This window comes from Streptomyces sp. NBC_00162 (assembly GCF_024611995.1).
Taxonomy (GTDB): domain Bacteria; phylum Actinomycetota; class Actinomycetes; order Streptomycetales; family Streptomycetaceae; genus Streptomyces.
The window spans coordinates 301,823-317,879 of the sequence record NZ_CP102509.1 but is presented as its reverse complement, the minus strand read 5'-3'; the positions used below and the strand labels follow the sequence as shown (position 1 = coordinate 317,879).

The 16,057-nt window shown below is 69.4% G+C and carries 15 protein-coding genes and 1 pseudogene; 13 read left to right on the top strand and 3 right to left on the bottom strand.

Features of this window, described 5'->3' with window-relative positions:
- Positions 1-3: 3 nt before the first annotated feature.
- Entirely contained in the window at positions 4-1,617 is a 1,614-nt protein-coding gene (locus tag JIW86_RS41530) for a transposase (RefSeq protein ID WP_322975474.1), read from the top strand.
- Between the two features lie 198 nt (positions 1,618-1,815).
- Here the strand turns inward: JIW86_RS41530 and JIW86_RS41970 are convergent.
- A pseudogene (locus JIW86_RS41970) lies at positions 1,816-2,550 on the bottom strand (S8 family serine peptidase); the annotation flags it as partial.
- Positions 2,551-2,870: 320 nt separating this feature from the next.
- On the opposite strand from JIW86_RS41970, the gene JIW86_RS01830 reads away from it, so the two are divergent.
- The 12 genes from JIW86_RS01830 (at position 2,871) to JIW86_RS01775 (ending at position 14,037) form a co-directional block, all read left to right on the top strand.
- Complete coding sequence (locus JIW86_RS01830) at positions 2,871-3,545, top strand: hypothetical protein (protein WP_257552195.1); 675 nt, start codon at positions 2,871-2,873, stop codon at positions 3,543-3,545.
- A gap of 1,145 nt (positions 3,546-4,690) precedes the next feature.
- The gene (locus tag JIW86_RS01825) at positions 4,691-4,966 is read left to right on the top strand and encodes an isoamylase early set domain-containing protein (RefSeq protein ID WP_257552194.1); all 276 of its coding nucleotides are present in this window, start codon (positions 4,691-4,693) and stop codon (positions 4,964-4,966) included.
- A 302-nt stretch (positions 4,967-5,268) separates the two neighbouring features.
- Complete coding sequence (locus tag JIW86_RS01820) at positions 5,269-5,466, top strand: hypothetical protein (protein WP_257552193.1); 198 nt, start codon at positions 5,269-5,271, stop codon at positions 5,464-5,466.
- 52 nt (positions 5,467-5,518) lie between these two features.
- A complete protein-coding gene (locus JIW86_RS01815; protein WP_257552192.1) occupies positions 5,519-6,646 on the top strand; it encodes an MFS transporter in 1,128 nt (375 codons plus the stop codon).
- Between the two features lie 228 nt (positions 6,647-6,874).
- Positions 6,875-7,159: a hypothetical protein gene (locus tag JIW86_RS01810; protein ID WP_416237512.1), complete on the top strand. Its 285-nt coding sequence runs from the start codon at positions 6,875-6,877 to the stop codon at positions 7,157-7,159.
- A gap of 627 nt (positions 7,160-7,786) precedes the next feature.
- The gene (locus JIW86_RS01805; RefSeq protein ID WP_257552191.1) at positions 7,787-9,187 is read left to right on the top strand and encodes a CARDB domain-containing protein; all 1,401 of its coding nucleotides are present in this window, start codon (positions 7,787-7,789) and stop codon (positions 9,185-9,187) included.
- Between the two features lie 570 nt (positions 9,188-9,757).
- Positions 9,758-9,958 carry a hypothetical protein gene (locus tag JIW86_RS01800; protein ID WP_257552190.1) on the top strand — a complete coding sequence of 67 codons (201 nt, stop codon included), beginning with the start codon at positions 9,758-9,760 and terminating at the stop codon, positions 9,956-9,958.
- 37 nt (positions 9,959-9,995) lie between these two features.
- Positions 9,996-10,319, top strand: a complete 324-nt coding sequence (locus tag JIW86_RS01795) for a hypothetical protein (protein ID WP_257552189.1) — start codon at positions 9,996-9,998, stop codon at positions 10,317-10,319.
- Between the two features lie 448 nt (positions 10,320-10,767).
- Positions 10,768-11,241 carry a lamin tail domain-containing protein gene (locus JIW86_RS01790; protein ID WP_257552188.1) on the top strand — a complete coding sequence of 158 codons (474 nt, stop codon included), beginning with the start codon at positions 10,768-10,770 and terminating at the stop codon, positions 11,239-11,241.
- Between the two features lie 521 nt (positions 11,242-11,762).
- Positions 11,763-11,984, top strand: coding sequence for a hypothetical protein (locus JIW86_RS01785; protein WP_257552187.1), 222 nt, complete (start codon positions 11,763-11,765; stop codon positions 11,982-11,984).
- Between the two features lie 426 nt (positions 11,985-12,410).
- Positions 12,411-12,974: an EF-hand domain-containing protein gene (locus JIW86_RS01780; protein ID WP_257552186.1), complete on the top strand. Its 564-nt coding sequence runs from the start codon at positions 12,411-12,413 to the stop codon at positions 12,972-12,974.
- A gap of 469 nt (positions 12,975-13,443) precedes the next feature.
- Positions 13,444-14,037: an isochorismatase family protein gene (locus tag JIW86_RS01775; RefSeq protein WP_257552185.1), complete on the top strand. Its 594-nt coding sequence runs from the start codon at positions 13,444-13,446 to the stop codon at positions 14,035-14,037.
- A gap of 177 nt (positions 14,038-14,214) precedes the next feature.
- Here JIW86_RS01775 and JIW86_RS01770 read toward each other — a convergent pair whose 3' ends face one another.
- Positions 14,215-14,577, bottom strand: coding sequence for a hypothetical protein (locus JIW86_RS01770; protein WP_257552184.1), 363 nt, complete (start codon positions 14,575-14,577; stop codon positions 14,215-14,217).
- 354 nt (positions 14,578-14,931) lie between these two features.
- Positions 14,932-15,237 (bottom strand): hypothetical protein, encoded by a 306-nt coding sequence (locus JIW86_RS01765; RefSeq protein WP_257552183.1) that lies wholly within the window; start codon positions 15,235-15,237, stop codon positions 14,932-14,934.
- Positions 15,238-16,057 lie beyond the last annotated feature (820 nt).

Below are 16,057 nucleotides of genomic sequence, written 5' to 3'. Positions count from 1 at the left end.
TGGGTGAGAGACCGGCTGGACGGGCTGTGGCACGACGAGGACTTCGCCGACTGGTACCCGCGTGACGGGCGTCCGGGTCTCTCTCCTGCTCAACTGGCTACCATCTGTGTGCTGCAGTTCCTGCTCGGCCTGTCGGACCGGCAGGCCGCTGAGGCGGTCCGTTGCCGCATCGACTTCAAGTACGCGATGGCCATGGAGCTGGACGACCCCGGCTTCCACCACAGTGTGCTGGCCGATTTCCGCGATCGTCTTGCCGAAGGCGACCGTGCTGACCGCCTCCTCGACCTCGCGCTGGCCCGCCTCAAGGAGGTCGGCTTGGTGCGTGAGCGCACCACCCAGCGCACCGACTCCACCCATGTCCTGGCCGCGGTGCGCGACCTGACCCGCCTGGAGCTGATCACCGAGGCGGTCCGCGCCGCACTGGAAGAAGTCGCCGGCACCTCCCCTCACCTGCTGGACGAGCTGGTCGATGAGGACTGGGGGCGCCACTACGGCCGACCGGTCCGCCTGGGCAAGAACCCCAGCAAGCCCAAAACCAGGATCCTTGCCACCGGAAACGACACCGTCCGGCTCCTGGAACACCTCTACCAGCACGGAGCAGACCGCACGTCCGGCCCTCGTATCGAGGCCCTGCGCCAGATCATGGTGCAGAACTACCACCGTGACGCCGCAGGACACCTGCGCTGGCGCGCCGCCGAGAAGGAAGGCGGGACCGGACTGCCGCCCTCGTCCCGGGCGGTCGTCTCGCCCTACGACACCTCGGCCCGCTACGCACGGCACGGACACATCATCAGCTGGAAGGGGTTCTCCGCTCACCTGACCGAGACCTGTGCTCCCGACGGCCCCAACGTGATCACGGACGTGGCCACCACCGCGGCCACCACCCACGACAGCCAGGTCCTGCCCGGCATCCACACCCGCCTCTCCCGCCGCGGACTCCTGCCCGCCGAGCACCTGGTCGACGCCGGCTACACCTCCCTGCCCCACCTGGAACAAGCCACCCGTGAACACCAGGTCACCGTCTCCGGACCACTCCGGAGCAACCCCACCCGGCAACACCGCCGGGACGAGGGCTTCGCCCGGGACGACTTCCACATCAGACTACGACCGCCAGCAGGTCACCTGCCCCCAGGGCCAGGTCAGCCAGGGCTGGCACGGCCCCTACCCGACGTCCTCGCCCACCGCGGCCCCGCTGATCGTGGCCAGGTTCACCAAAAGCCAGTGCCAGCCCTGCCCGGCCCGCACCCAGTGCACCACCTCCCGCGAAAGCACCCGCACCGTGGGCTTCCCCCACGAGAACTCCGCGACCTGCAACTCCGCGTCCGCACCGAGCAACAGACACCCGAGTGGAAGACCCGCTACGCGGTCCGCTCCGGAGTGGAGGGCACGGTTAACGAGTTCGCCCACGGATACGGCATGCGACGCTGCCGCTATCGAGGACAGGGAAAGGCCCACATCCAGCACGTCCTGACAGCCATCGCCGTCAACATCGAGCGCCTCAGCGGTCTGCCACCAACCGAGGAAGCCCCCACGCCCCGCCGACCGACTGCCTTCCAGAACTACCTCGACCAGCGCGAGATACCCCGGCCGAAGTCCTGGCGAACCCTGGGCAGCTGACCTCAGCGGCCCCAAGATCCCCGACAGAGTCAAGTTAGGGGTGGGGGTCTGCGCGGGGGCCGGGCTGGCCAGGGGGTCGGTGTCAGGGGCCCCCGGGTCTCCCGCGCGGTCGAGTAGCACCATGCGGGGGCGGACGATTCCGTAGCCGACCCAGTCATTGCGCTTGGAGCCGTCGACGGGGGCGCCGGCGGTCTGGATGAGGACACGGGCCACCTGGTTTGCGGTCCAGTCGGGGTGTGCCGACCAGACGAGCGCGGCGGAGGCGGAGGCCAGACTGGTGGCGTACGAGGTGCCTCCGTCTCCCACGCACCAGCCCTTGTTGTCGGTGCAGCGGAGCTGGACTTTGCTACCGAAGGCGGCCAGGTCCGTGGCGTGTCCGTAGGAGGACGACGGCAGGGGTTCACCAGTGAGGTCGACGGCTCCTACGCCGAAGACTCCCGGCAGGGCGGCGATGGGGTTGGCGGACTTATTGCCGTCCCCCTCATTTCCCATGGCGACGAAGACGAGCACGCCCTTGCTCTGGGCGTACTCGACAGCCGACCTGATCTTGTCCAGCGACCAACAACCGCCGATGGACAGGTTGATGATCTTGGCGCCGTTGTCGGCCGCGTACCGAACTCCCTGGGCGGATTCGCCGATCGCGCCGAAAGCCATGGGTGTGCCGATGCTGGTGCGGATGGGCATGACCTTGGCGCCGGGAGCGAGGCCCTGCGGGCCGCCTGCCGAGCCGTCGCCGACGATCGCTGCGGTCATGGTGGTCCCGTGCCCGACGAAATCCTCGTGCGGCGGGTACTGCTGATCCGGGTGTTCGAGCGGTGGTTCCATGAATGACACGCCTGGAAGGACGGACTCGCTCCTCAAGCCTGGGACAAGTTTGACGCCACTGTCGATGACGGCCACCGTGATGCCGGTGCCGTCTGCAACCTTCCACATCTCCTGGGCTTTCATGATCTTGAGGTAGCCCCGCGGGTCGGTATCGGCGGCCGCCGGCATCACCGTGCCTGCGCTGACCGCCAACGCTGCGACGATGACACCCGCCGCCCTCCGCCACGACCCATGTCGACGGCCATCCCGAGGGGCCTGCGCCTGCGCTCCTGACTGCGGCAAACGGGTATCGACTGTTCCGCGGCTGTCTTGGGCATGTCACAGGACTGTCGCCGAAGGCCTCTGAGCTGGATCGCGCACTTATTCATCGCTTATCAAGAGTCCACAGGCGTCACATTGTTGATGCACAGTCATGGGGGAGTAGAAGAGTGAGCACCATCAGCATGCGCAAGAACACCCTGGTCGCGGTCGCTGTCGCGGTCGCCGGCACCATGGCCCTGACCGGATGCAAGAACGGCAACGAGGAGCTGTCCCCGGCCCAGCCGACCTCCTCCGCTCCGGGCGGCGCCCCGGCCAGTCCCAGCGCGGCGGCCAGCCCCTCGACCGGCGGCGGCGAGGCCCCCGCCGGGGCGGCGGGCACGGCGAAGTCCGGCCAGGCCTTCAAGCTCGGAGAGACCGCCACGGTCCCGTTCGACTACGGCAACAACAAGGGCGGCACCATCGACCTGACGGTCACCACCATCGAGCAGGGCAACCCCGCCGACCTGGAGTCGCTCAACCTCGGCGACAAGGTGAAGGGGATGATCCCCTACTACGTCCGCTACACGGTCAAGAACGTCGGCACCACGGACCTGTCGTTCTCCACCGTGGGCCACATCAAGGGCCTGCTCCCGGACGGCAGCGAGGCCCAGGGCGTCTCGGTCATCGGCAAGTTCGAGAAGTGCAAGGGCGATTCGCTGCCGAAGGGCTTCACCAACGGACAGACGCAGAACGGCTGCGCGATCGCGCTGGCCCCGTCCGCGCAGACGAAGGTGGCCGGCGCCCAGTACTGGGGCAAGCCCTACAACAACCTGAGTGACGGCAAGCCCCTCACCTGGAAGTAGCGGGCGGCCTACCAGGCCGGCCCCCTCTCCGCCGCCGAGCCCCCGCGAGGGGCTCCTGCCGCAGCAGAGCCCGCTGGAGCTCCGCCCAGTGCGGAGACCAGCCCCGTCGGGCCAAGACGTCTGGCTGGGCGCCGGGCCAGGCCGTAACGCCGACGGTGATGCGGTTCTCGAATTTTCCCCAGGGCCGCTCTTCGTTCCCCAGTGGGTTGCTGCCGGCAAGGGGGATCGGGTCCGCCTGATCGGGGAGTGTGTGGGCCGTGCCGAGCGGTCAAGGGCGCCTGTGGCGGCGCTGCGCGCTGGGCTGCGCCCAGCCTGGACAGCTCGACCCGCCCCTGGACCTGGCTGGCTATCGGGCGGCCCCTCCGCTGTGGCGCCCGACCGCAGGTCAGCGCCCAGGGGGTGGGGAACTTGGGTGAGCAGGTCTGTCCCACCCCCGAGCGCGGGGTGGGGAGATTTCTCGAGCCCCATCACCCCGGGTGGCTACTCTCGTTGGCAGGGCATGACCAACACACGCACTTTGCTCACGTCGGTGGCGCTTGCTGTCGGCGCTTTCGCCCTGACTGCCGTTCCTGCTCACGCGGATGACTCTTTGGTGTCGTCCGGTGTGGCCAATGAGGTCGGCCGGCTCGGCCAGGCCGTGCCCGCGGGGATGGGGTAGAGGCGGGCCCGGCCTTCGTGGCCAGGAGTGTCGTCGGCCGGGTGGAGAGGGGCATCGTGAGGATTCAGGAAGAGGTCGAAATCGTGGGACTGCGCGACACCCAGTAAGGCGACCCTGGGCAAGCCCCGCTGTCGGCCATGGCCTCCCGCACCGCGATGGCGCGGGCGGGTGGGATGCGGCCGTAACCGGGCAGCTGCTGAATCGTTGATCCATATCGTCGCGTCAGATGCACTACCGCTCCCCCTTGCGGTGCCGCGGCTGGCGGCCCCGGGACACCCCTGTCCCGGGGCCTTGCTCTGGGACCGGGTGGGACGGCCGGGTGGCTCCCACCTGCCGACGCTCGGAGCCGGAAGGCAGGGCATCGCCACATAGTTGGAGTGCCGGGCGGGTGAAGCCGCTGCCCCGGGCGGCCGCGTGCGGGTGCCTGCCTGCGATCGGGGCCGCAGGATGAGCCGAAACAGCCCCCTGTCTGCAGGAGCTCTCTGCCATGCTCGAACGCAAGCTGCTCAAGGACCGTGCTCAGGTCACCTTCGTCCTGCCCGCCGACATCCCGCCCGGCCAGGTGAGCGTGGTCGGTGACTTCAACGAGTGGAAGCCCGGCGCCCATACCCTTGAGCCCCGCAATGACGGCAACCGCGCCGTCACCGTCGGCCTGCCGGTCAAGAGCGTGCACTCCTTCCGCTACCTGGCGGCGGGTGACTACTGGTTCGACGAGGATCACGCCGACGGCCACGACGGCACCAACAGCCTGCTGCACACCTGATCCCACATTCCCGGGGGCGGATCCACCCCGAGCGGTCCGCCCCTCCCACACCTCACCGGCCAGGGCAGAAGAACATCCTCTGATGGCCACAGCACGTCAAGTGCATCGGCGCCCGGCAGACGGTCCTGGCGCCGCGAAGAAGATGATCGCGCTCGTGGTTGGAGCGCTGGCGCTCGCTGTTGCCGGGGTTTTCCATGGTTTCGCCGTGCGCGCCCGCGGCTGCTGGGACCATCCGGTGGGTAAGTGTGCGCCTTGAACCGTGGTGAGAGGTCTCGCCCGTGCCGGCACCGCAGGAGCAGACGATGGAACCGACGACACGATCCCGCCCTTCGGCGGACCTGCTCCCGTTGAAGGTCGTCTTCTGCGGCCTTTGCCGGGCCACTGCGGCCACTGGTGGAGCGCGGACTCTCAGCGCCGAGGGGGAGTTCCTGTCGGTGACCTGGCACACCCGTGCCTGCCCGCATCACGCGGCCGATCTCATCCTTGCCGAGGACACCTGACGCCCCTGTCTCCGGCGAACCGTCACGCCGCGAGTCACGTGGTGTGGGAAGCGTGTCAGGCGCGGTGGAACAGGTCGTCGGTGTTCGTCCGGTGCAGGCCACCGGGCTGCAGGCCGGGCCCGCGGGGTACTTCACGGCCTTCGGCGAGCCACTGCCGCTCCAGTGCGTCGTAGATTGGTGTATCGGAGGGATCATGGCGCTCGGAGGCATCGGCGCCGCGGCTGGCCCGCTGATCGGCGGACTCATCACTTCGGCACTCAGCTGGCGGGCCGCTTTTGTGTTCCAGGCCCTGGTGATCGTCGTGATCATCGTCCTCAGCCGCCGCATCGAGGATCCCCTCCCGCCGGACCCGACCCGCCCGTTCGACACCGTCGGCACAGTCCTGTCCGCCGTCGGCCTCGTCCTGGTCGTCACCGGCATCCTGGCCGCCGACGACAACGGCTGGCTGATGCTCGCGCTCCTCTTCCTCGGCGTGCTCTTCCTGTTCGCCTTCTTCCGCTGGGTGCGTGCCAGGGAACGCGCAGGCAAGGAACCGCTGCTCTCCACCAGCCTGTTCCGTATCCGCACCTCCAACCTCGGCCTTGTCACCCAGAACACCCAGTGGCTGCTCCTGATGGGGGTGTCCTTCTCCGTGGCCTCCTACCTGCAGGTCGTCCGCGGCTACGACGCGATCCAGACCGGAGTGATCTTCACCGCGGCCACCCTCGGAATCCTCGTGTCCTCCCTCGCAGCCGAACGCCTCGCCAAACGCCGCGCCCAGCGCACCCTCATCCTCACGGGATTCGTCACCACCATCGCCGGCATCATCGTCCTGACCGTCGTGGTCGGCGGTTCCCCCAACCCCTGGGCCTTCGCGCCCGGACTGCTCCTCATCGGCCTCGGACTCGGCGTGATGCTCACCCCCTCGGTCAACATCGTCCAGTCGAGTTTCGCCGAGGACCAGCAGGGCGAGATCTCCGGCCTGTCCCGCAGCGTCTCCAACCTCGGCTCCTCCCTCGGCACGGCGATCGCCGGCACCATTCTCGTCGCCGGCCTCACCAGCCACGCCTACGCCGCCGCCATGGTCACCCTGGCAGCCGTCGGACTCATCGGCCTCACCGCCGCCGTCCTCCTCCCACACCACCCGCCACACACCCCTACCGGCCCACAAGGCGCGTCCGACCCGTCCGGCGATGGGTGAGGGAGCGGGCGCATCCACCTGACCATGGAAGACCCGTGGACGTCCCTGCCCTGCAACTGGGCGGCGCACCTTTCAGGAAGGCCCTGACCGCACCGCCCCCGAATCCATCGATGGGGGTGTCTGTTGAACCCGCAGGTATGTGTTCATGCTCGGGCTGGACGACTCACCGAGCTGACAGGGGCTGTTCCGTTCTCGCTTCGTCGGCACTCCGAATACAGCACGACTGGAATGACCGGCTGGCGCTTCCGCTTGGACCGCGGCCGTCGGGAGGCGTACGCGAACGACCAGGGCCAGCCGGCCTCCCTGGTCGCGGTGACGGCCCGGTCGAAGGCGGACCAGGACCCCACCGAGTGGCTGCCGCCGTCGGCGGACGCGCTGTGCCGTTACGGCGCCGAGTGGACCGCGACCAAGCTCCGGTGGGGCCTCGCGGTGGACGAGCCGGAGCGGGACCGCGTGCTGGACTTCGCGGCTGGCTGCGGCGGCACCGACGTGGAGTTCACCCCGGCTCCGTAGACCAGGCGCAGACGGGCTGAGGCCGTCACCCGCCAAGAGGTGACGGCCCCTTCGCATGTTCCGGCCCTGGCCCGCCGAGCTCCTGTCGGCGGTGTTGTCGGTGGTGGCGGTGACCATGGGGAGATGCGCGCCGGTATCGAGCGCGGGGCCCGCATGCGGGTATCGACGGGCAACGACACTGACGTGCTCCCCGGATGCATGTCGGCCTTCACGGCCACGATGCGTGATGAGGCCGTCGTGACGTTCAGCCCCGGTCACCGCGCAGCTCCTACTCGGCCGTGGCATGGCGATGGAGCGTCAACTTCGCCGGTGGTCGATTCACTCCGAGGAGGGATGGCCGCAAGGGTTCGGCGCGGACTTTCGGCCATGACGGGGTGGGTGGGAGAGGGCCGGGAGGCATGTGTGGTGGCTGCGGTTGCCTGGGCCTCGTCCATGACGGGCGTGGGGGAGTGGTTGTGGGGGCGGATTCCGCAAACGTGCCGCGCGGGATTGGCCAAACCCTTCCGCTAGTCACTTTACGTGTTCGTTCAGATGCGGTGCGCTGCGGGATGTTTCAGGCTCCGCCACGGCACGCACTGTGCGGCCGGCCGGCGGCGCATTCCAGAAGCGTCCCGAGGGGAAAGAACCATGACCACGCCTCCCGCTGCTCCGCTCCGCGTCGCCCTGGCCAACGGCAGTTTCGAACAGCCCGCCGTGACCAGCGTGGAAATCCTGCCGGACGCCTCACAGACACAGGCGTCCAAGTGGGTCCCGGGCTGGCTCACCACCGCCTCCGACCACAAGATCGAGCTGTGGCATTCGGGCTTCCAGGGAGTGCCGGCGGCCGACGGCGCCCAGTTCGCCGAGCTCAACGCCAACGAGGTCTCCACGCTCTACCAGGACCTGCCGACCACCCCCGGTACGAAGCTGTACTGGCGGCTGTACCACCGCGGCCGCCAGGGGGACGACACCATGGCGCTGGACATCGGCGCACCGGGCTCCACGGTGGAGCAGAGGCGCTTCACCGACGGCAACACCGCCTGGGGCTACTACACCGGCACCTACACCGTCCCGGCAGGCCAGACGCTGACGCGCTTCGCCTTCCGATCCATCTCCGCCGCCGGCGGCAACCGCGGCGTCGGCAACTTCCTCGACGGCATCTTCTTCGGCACCGCCCCCTACGTGGAACTCGCCAAGACCGCCATTCCTGCGGGGCCGCTGGAGGTGGGCGACGTCGTCACCTACCGCATCACCGCGAAGAACGAGGGCGGCGGCGGGGCCGAGAACCTCATCCTGACCGACGTGATCCCGCAGGGCACGACGTACCTGCCCGGCTCCCTGCGCATCGTCGACGGCCCGAACGCCGGAGCGAAGAGCGACGCGCAAGGAGACGACCAGGCGTACTACGACGCTCCGGCGAACAGGGTCGTCTTCCATCTCGGCAACGGCGCTTCCGCGGTGGAAGGGGGCAGCCTGCCCAGCACCGAGACCCTGCCGGCAGGCACGACGGTGGAGTACCGGGCGGTCATCGACCGGGCCAGCGGTGGCAAGCAGATCAGCAACACCGCAACCGCCTCCTACGAGAACCGGCTCGGTGACACACCGGAGCCCCTGACGTCCACCTCCAACGAGCAGGTCACACAGGTCAAGCCGGCCGCCGACCTGACCGTGACGAAGGCGGCCGACGCCACCACCGTCACCGTCGGCCAGACGGTGACCTACCGCATCACCGTCCACAACACCGGCCCGAACGACGCCACCGGCGTCACCGCCACCGACCAGCTCCCCGACAGCCTCACCTTCCTCTCCGCCGACGGCCCCGGAAGCTACGACCCGGCCACCGGGCGGTGGACCGTGGGAGACCTGGCCGACGGCGCCACCACCACCCTCGTGCTGCGCGCCAAGGCCACCAAGGCCGGCCTGATCGGCAACACCGCCACCGCCACCGGCAACGAAAAGGACCCCGACACCACCAACAACACCGACACCGTCAGCGTCTGCGTCGAACCGGCCCCCTCCTGCTGCGACCCCTGCGCCGGCCAGGAATAGCCCTCGAGGACCACTGCCGACAACTACTCCCGGCACACCCCTGCGGAAATGCACGGCCGGGAGTAGGGCCCCGGGGCCCTACCGCTACCGCACTACCGTCCGCGACCGCATGAGCGGTTCCCGCGCCGGGACGCGTGGTCCGCCGGGATGCGTGTCCGGCAGGTGTGGCGGGTGTGCGCCTGCGCGGATCGTTCGGCTGGAGTCGGGGGGCCGCTGTGAAGTGAGGGCCCCTGCGGCTTCGCCCGCATGCCCCCGGCCAGCCCACCCCCGGCTGGTCGGGGCTCTTTGGCTCGGAGCGGCCGTTCTCCCGGTTCTTCACCGTCTGCGGCGTCTTCAACGCGGCCGCGAGCCGGGCCTGCGTAACACCGGCCCGCCCCCTCATACACCCGCGCCCGTCCGTCGGAGACGGCAGCCGCGGCTCGCTCCCCCTCGGCGCCGTGTTGCGGGGTCCGGTATCCAACTGCGCTGGTTGTTGGGCCCCTCCGGGTGTGGGCGCGTGCGCGGGCGGGGCAGGGTCGCAGGCGGGATCGGGCCGGTCTGTCGGCAGGGATGTGGGAGCGGGGTGCGCTGGTGGGGTGGGACTGGTGGACGGTGGAGTTCGGGGACGCGCACGCGGGCGCGGCGGGAGTCCTGGTCGGCGGCGGTGAGCCGGGGCCGGTGTACTTCGATGTCGGGAGTGGCCCGGACGTGCCCTCTAGGACGCACTGGTCGGCCTACGACGGCAGGGGCGGCCGCCCGCGCGCCGAGGCGCTCCGGGCGGTGCGCCGTTGAGTGCCCGCTGGACTGGGACGCGCTCGGCGACCGGCCGTTGTGCGAGGCGGACGTCGACCTGACCGGGCCGCTGGCGGACTGGAACGCGCACCTGTCCCTCGTCCGCGACAGGGCGGTACCGCTGCCCGAGCCGCTGGCCGCCCTCCTGGTCGAGATCACCGAGCAGCTGACTGCCACGGCCGAGGACGCGCCGCTGGCCGCGCTGCGCGCCGTCGGCATGCTGGAGCGGATCGCCGCCCGCGTCGGGCGGGAGGCGGCCGGTGCGCTGTGTGACGGCGGCGTGTCCGCCGAGGCGGTGGCGACTGGGCTCGGGATCACCCGCTCCAAGGCCTTGGTGTTCCTTCTGGCTGCGCGGGACTGATGACAGCACCCGGCTGGCGTCGGGCTTCCGCGGTTCCGGGCGAGGGGTGTGAGGCCTGCCGTCAGGGCGGGAAGCGTGTGCGGATCACGGACTTGCGGGCGAAGAATTCCGCAGAACGGCTGTTACTTGATCGACTGGTCCGGTCGGGTGAGGCGGGGAAGGAGTGCACCCGGTGGTGGGCCGGAGCGCGCCGACCCTGATGCCCGGTTTGCGGTACGGGTGGGTGTAGCGGTCAGCGAATGTCAGGGGCACGTTCAGGCGGAATGCGTGCATCCGGCAGGCGACTGTGACGGATATGTCCATGTCCGGTAACCAGCGTCGACGGGGGCTGCCGTGGGGGTCGTGTCGGGTCGAGAGTGGGGCCCTCGGCTCACTTCGGGCCGTCTCCGAGAGTGCCTCTGCCACCTGTTTCGCCTGGTGAGGCACTGTTCTTGAGGGAGCGTCACCCATGTCTTCTGCTTCTTCCTCCGTACGCCGTATCGCCGCCACCGTCCTGGCCGCCGGTGCGATCGTCTCCGCCGCCGCGCTGCCGGCGGCCGCGCACGACGGTGACCGTCACCACCAGCAGCGGCCGCGGGTGGAGATCAGCCGGGTCCAGGCCGACAGCCCCGGACGCGACGATCGCTCCAACCGGTCCCTGAACGCGGAATGGGTGGAGATCACCAACACCACCCGCAACCCGATCAGCCTCCGCGGCTGGACGCTGCGTGACAGCGATGGCAACCGCTACCGCTTCGACAACGTCCGCATCGGCGGCCGCGCCGCGATCCGTATCCACACCGGCAACGGCCACGACACCCGCACCGACCTCTTCCAGGACCGCCGCGACTACGTCTGGGACAACCGCTCCGACACCGCCACCCTGCGCGACGACCGCGGCCACACGGTCGACACCGAGTCCTGGGGCCGACGCCACCACTGACCGGTGTCAAGGTGTCGGCGGCCGCCTGGACGGCGGGCGACCGCCGGCACCGCACCTAAAGGGGGACCGCCGCAAGCCCCTCACCTCATCCTCGTGGTTCGGGAACCGGTGGTGGAGATTAGCGCCAACACCGCCATCGACCGAGGGGCCCGGCGCCACCCCGCAACGCTTCGCACTGCTGCGCCTGGGCGACACTGTGGCCGACGTGCTGGGTTCGGGGAGGGCGTACAGTCCTCCAGCGGCTGGCCTGCGCAGCCTGTGATGGCGCGGGGCTGGTTGGGTGCTGCCGTAACCGTGCGGCTGCTGAATCGTTTATCCATATCGTCGCGTCAGATGCACAACCGCTCCCCCCTCTTGCGGTGCCGCGACCGATGGCCCCGGGATGCCCCCTGTCCCGGGGTCCTGCCATGTCTGACGGGAAGGTGCAGGGGTCTGCTGTTGCCGGGCTGTTTTTCCACGGTTTCTCCCCGCATGTCTGTGACCGCTGGGATGTCGGTGGGTAAAGCTGGAAGGTCTTGCCCGTGCCGGCACTCCTGGAGCAGACGATGGAACCCACGTCACAAGCCCGCCCCCTGGCGGACCTGTTCCCTTCACAGGTCGTCTTCTGCGGCTTTTGCCGGGCCAACGCGACCACCGGTGGAGCGCGGACTCTCAGCGCCCAGGGCGAGTTCCTTTCGGTGATGTGGCACACCCTTGCCTGCCCGCACCACGCAGCCGACCTGATCCTCGCCGGGGAGGACTGACGGCACCGCTCCGGCGACCCGCCACCCGCGAGGCGCAGCTCTTGCTCCTCGGCCGCCACGACACGGCGGGCCGGGGAATGCCGGTCGGGCAAAACGGTTCACTCCAGTGCCGCCCGCCAAGAGGAACCCGCTCATGAGCACCCCCGCCCCCCGCCCCACGGTCGCGACCTGGGCTCCTTCCCAGTGACCATGTGCGCTGGTTGACCGCACCTGCTTTGCCGACCTGCGCCGTTCACCTGTGGGGCGTGATTGCGCTGTGCCTCGGCGGGAAAGGGGCGGCTGTCAGTAGGCCGATCTCGAGCGGAGGCAGGACCGTGGCTTGGACGTGGCGAGTGGTGTGGCCGAGGTTCGATCTGGCGCCCCGTACGGGTGCTACCGGCCGTCAGTGGCTTTTCAGGCGCCACTCTCGCAGGCAGGGTGTCGGGCATGGACATCTCGCCGTTCCTGCAGCGCAAGCTCGCCCGCCGCTTCGCCACCTTCGACACCAACCGTGACGGCTATATCGACCGCGCCGACTTTGAGTCGGCCTGCGACCGCCTCGCCACCGCTTTCCGTCTCGCGCGTGAAGCCCCCGCGCTCAAGCACATGCGGGAGCTGAGCGACGGCCTGTGGCAGCACTTGTCACGGGCCGCGGACAGCGACGTCGATGGACGCATCAGCCTCGCCGAGTACCAGGCGGCGTTCGCCGCCGGGTTGCTGGTCACGCCCGCTTCCTTCGACGCCGGGTACATGCCGTTCCTCGATGCGCTGATGGACATCGCGGACGAGGACGGCGACGGGAAACTGACCCGGGATGAGCAGGTTCGCTGGTCCGGCGCCCTGATGGGGCTGCCTGAAGCGGACGCTCGAGAGGTCTTCGGCCGCCTCGACCGGGACGCCGACGGGCTGATCAGCCGGGACGACATGCTCCAGGCAATCCGTGAGTTCTACTTCAACGAGGAGCCGACCTCCACCGGTGTGTGGCTGCTCGGACCACTGGACCCCGCATAGCAAGTAGACCTGCCGCCCAGACGGACCGGTTTGAACTTGGCTGTTCATGGTCCGCGCTCGAACTGGCCGTAGGGGTCACTACCGCCGGCCCGGCGGCCGGCTACTCCTGCAGACTCAGGGCGGCTGCCTGTCCAAAACCGATTCCCCGACCTGGTCGCAGCCGCCGGGCAGTTACCGGGGGACGATTTGATCCACGGTCGCGGTATGGGCGCGCCGCGTCCCGTCCGACTGGGGAGGCAGAGGCAGCCGAAGGCTTCTCCGCGGGTGTGGCTGCCGTTACCGGCGCCCGACGGCAGACCTGGCCCCGACTGCGCAGCGCACTTGGCCTCTGACTGCTTCGACGGTGCGAATCGTTCCTGCGGTGAATGTCTGCGGCTGTGTGGGTGAGCGCAGCCCGCTATGTCTCCGGTGGAGGTGAGGAGGCAGGTAGAAGACAGGGGTCGTTCCGTCGTTCTGAGGGGTGTTCGTGGTGAACCGAGGCTTGATCGTCGTGGATGTGCAGAAGGACTTCTGCGAAGGAGGCAGTGTTCCCGTCGCGGGAGGCGCGCAGATCGCCACCGCGATCGCCGAGCTGGTGGAGCAGGGCGCGGACGGTGACTACCAGTACGTCGTGGCCACCCGCGACCATCACATCGACCCGGGCAGCCACTTCTCCTCAAACCCGGACTTCAAGGACAGCTTCCCCGTCCACTGCGTCGCCGGAGACGAAGGCGGAGAATTCCACCCGAACTTCGCCCCCACCGCCGCCGGCGGCAAGGTCCACGCCGTCTTCTTCAAGGGCGCCCACAGCGCGTCCAAGAGCGGCTTCGAAGGCGCGGACGCCGAAGGCACCTCCCTCGCGGACTGGCTGCGCGCACGCGGGGTGCGGGATGTCGACGTGGTGGGCATCGCAACCGACCACTGCGTGCGTGCCACCGCTCTGGACGCTGCCGCGGCTGGATTCGGAACCCGGGTACGCCTGGACTACACGGTCGGTGTCGCCCCCGACACCGTTGCCTCCACTCTGGACGACTTCCGCCAGGCAGGCATCGAGATGTCCGGCAAGGCACCGGCGCCGAGGTAGTCCAGCGGGCAGGACAACGCCCTCACTCTGTGGCGGTCCACAATCGCGGAACAGGTTCTGAGAGAGCTCGTTGGACTGCGGGTGCACGCCCTGCCTCGGTTGGGGCTTGCACGCGTCGGGCAGGCGTCCACACCCGTCGACCGGCCCACGGCAGCGCTTCTTGCCGAACGCTGGGACTCAGCCCTGCGACGTGATGTGGTTGATGACCGCGGTGAAGTCATCTGTCGGTGAGAAGTCCACGTATTCGCAGTCCTCGAGGGCCACGGGGGCGTGTCCGGGCGGCCAGTAGAACGCCTGTCCCGCCTCGTAGACCTCCTCACCGTCCTTCGTCACCATCTTCAGCCGGCCTTTGAGCATGTACCCCCAGTGAGGGCACTGGCAGAGATCATCGGTCAGGCCCTTCAGGGCCGGCCGCAGGTCCGTCCCCTGAGGCAGCTGCACGAAGGCCACGGACAGGTCTCCGCCGACCGCTCGCGTACGGAGTTCGACGCCTCCGCCCTCGATTGCGACGGGTGCGTCCTGTCGGGTGGTCGCTGTCATGGCTGCCTCGCTTCATTCGTGGTGCGGGGGCGTGCCTCGCTTCCAGGCCAGCCCCCGGCGGTCGGGGCTCGCCAGGCGGGCCCAGGAGATGCCGACCCCGCCTCCCGACTCTCCCCATGCCCCGAGCCAGCTCTGCCTGCGCTGACGTACTACGAGTCAGTCCGAGCATGGCGTCAGGACCGCGAGGCTCTTACCGGGGCGGCTGGCGTGCGTCAGGTGGAGAAGATCATCGAGCGGACCTTGACGTCGTCGCGGTCGGAGTCGCGAAGACCGTCGCGGTGGCGTGGGTGAGGTTCTGCGGGCCGAAGGCCGGCGAGGCGTCGCTGACGCGGCCCATTGCGCGGAAGGTGTGCGTCAGGAGCTGGCGCCGGTGACGCCGGGGGCGACAAAGCGTCGGTGCATGGGGTGGAACTTCGGCTCGGGGTCGCTCTGCACACCCAGTTCGCCCTTGAGTACGGGGGCGATCCTGGCCTCGATGAACCGGTTGAAGTGGTCTTCCGACTCCCAGATGTCCATCACGTTGAGGCCGCCGTCGACGAACCAGGCGGCGTGCAGAACGCACCCGTCCGGTGCGTCCTCTTCCCAGCGGACCCTCTGGCGCACAGCGTCGTACACCTCGGGTGTGATCTCGGGCCAGGAAAAGGTCATCACGACTGCCATGGAGTGTCCTCTCGACCACCTGGACGTGCCGTGGCCGGACGGCACACGGGATCGCACTGCGAAGCTAAGCCGCCGGTATCGCCGATGCATTCCGGGGCGTCCATCCGAGAAGGGCCAGGGCCAGGGCCAGGTGCTCTCGGCACTGTGGGCGTGATCAAGCCCCGGTTCCGCATCCTCGGCCGCTGCGACACCAGGGTCGGCTGCCTGGCGGGGATGCGAGAGGGGTGGGCTTCTGTGGGAGTGGCGGTGTCAGCGTCAGGGGTCAACCCTCGCCCGGGCATGTCACACAGGTTGCCGAACGGTGTGCTTCTGATGCGGGGTGCTGGCCGGCCGCGGTTATGGTCGGGCGCAGTCCGCGCCGATAGGGCGTGCGCGGGCGAGGCCCGGTGACCAGAGCGCTCTGGCGGCATTAGTACCGGGCCGCCCAACCACCCACCAGTGCATGCCTGGCGGGTGTTCGCCTGCGAGGACCGTTCGGCTGGAGTCGGGGGATCCGCTGCGAAGTGACCATCCCTTGCGGCTCTGCCCCCGCATGCTCCCGCCGGCCGGGGCAGGCTCCGGCCGGCCCACACCCCCGGCTGGTCGGGGCCCTTCGGCTCGGAGCGGCCGTTCTCCCCGTTCTTCACCGTCTGCGGGCCCTTCGACGTGGCCGCGAGCGGGGCGTGGGTGACACCGACCACGAGCGGATCGTCCTTCACGGCGTCGCCGGACTGCCGGACCGCGAGTACCCGCGGCCGGGCCACGGCTACCCGCGCGTGTGAAGGCGGTCGGTACCGGCCACGGCCCGGGGTGATGTTCGGTAGCGTGGATCCGACAGGCT

Excerpts from the sequence above, each read along its gene's own strand:
- JIW86_RS01825 (WP_257552194.1), top strand. The coding sequence starts at position 4,691 with ATGCTCGAACGCAAGCTGCTCAAGGACCGTGCTCAGGTCACCTTCGTC.
- JIW86_RS01820 (WP_257552193.1), top strand. The coding sequence starts at position 5,269 with ATGGAACCGACGACACGATCCCGCCCTTCGGCGGACCTGCTCCCGTTG.
- JIW86_RS01810 (WP_416237512.1), top strand. The coding sequence starts at position 6,875 with ATGACCGGCTGGCGCTTCCGCTTGGACCGCGGCCGTCGGGAGGCGTAC.
- JIW86_RS01805 (WP_257552191.1), top strand. The coding sequence starts at position 7,787 with ATGACCACGCCTCCCGCTGCTCCGCTCCGCGTCGCCCTGGCCAACGGC.
- JIW86_RS01790 (WP_257552188.1), top strand. The coding sequence starts at position 10,768 with ATGTCTTCTGCTTCTTCCTCCGTACGCCGTATCGCCGCCACCGTCCTG.
- JIW86_RS01780 (WP_257552186.1), top strand. The coding sequence starts at position 12,411 with ATGGACATCTCGCCGTTCCTGCAGCGCAAGCTCGCCCGCCGCTTCGCC.
- JIW86_RS01770 (WP_257552184.1), bottom strand. The coding sequence starts at position 14,577 with ATGACAGCGACCACCCGACAGGACGCACCCGTCGCAATCGAGGGCGGA.
- JIW86_RS01765 (WP_257552183.1), bottom strand. The coding sequence starts at position 15,237 with ATGGCAGTCGTGATGACCTTTTCCTGGCCCGAGATCACACCCGAGGTG.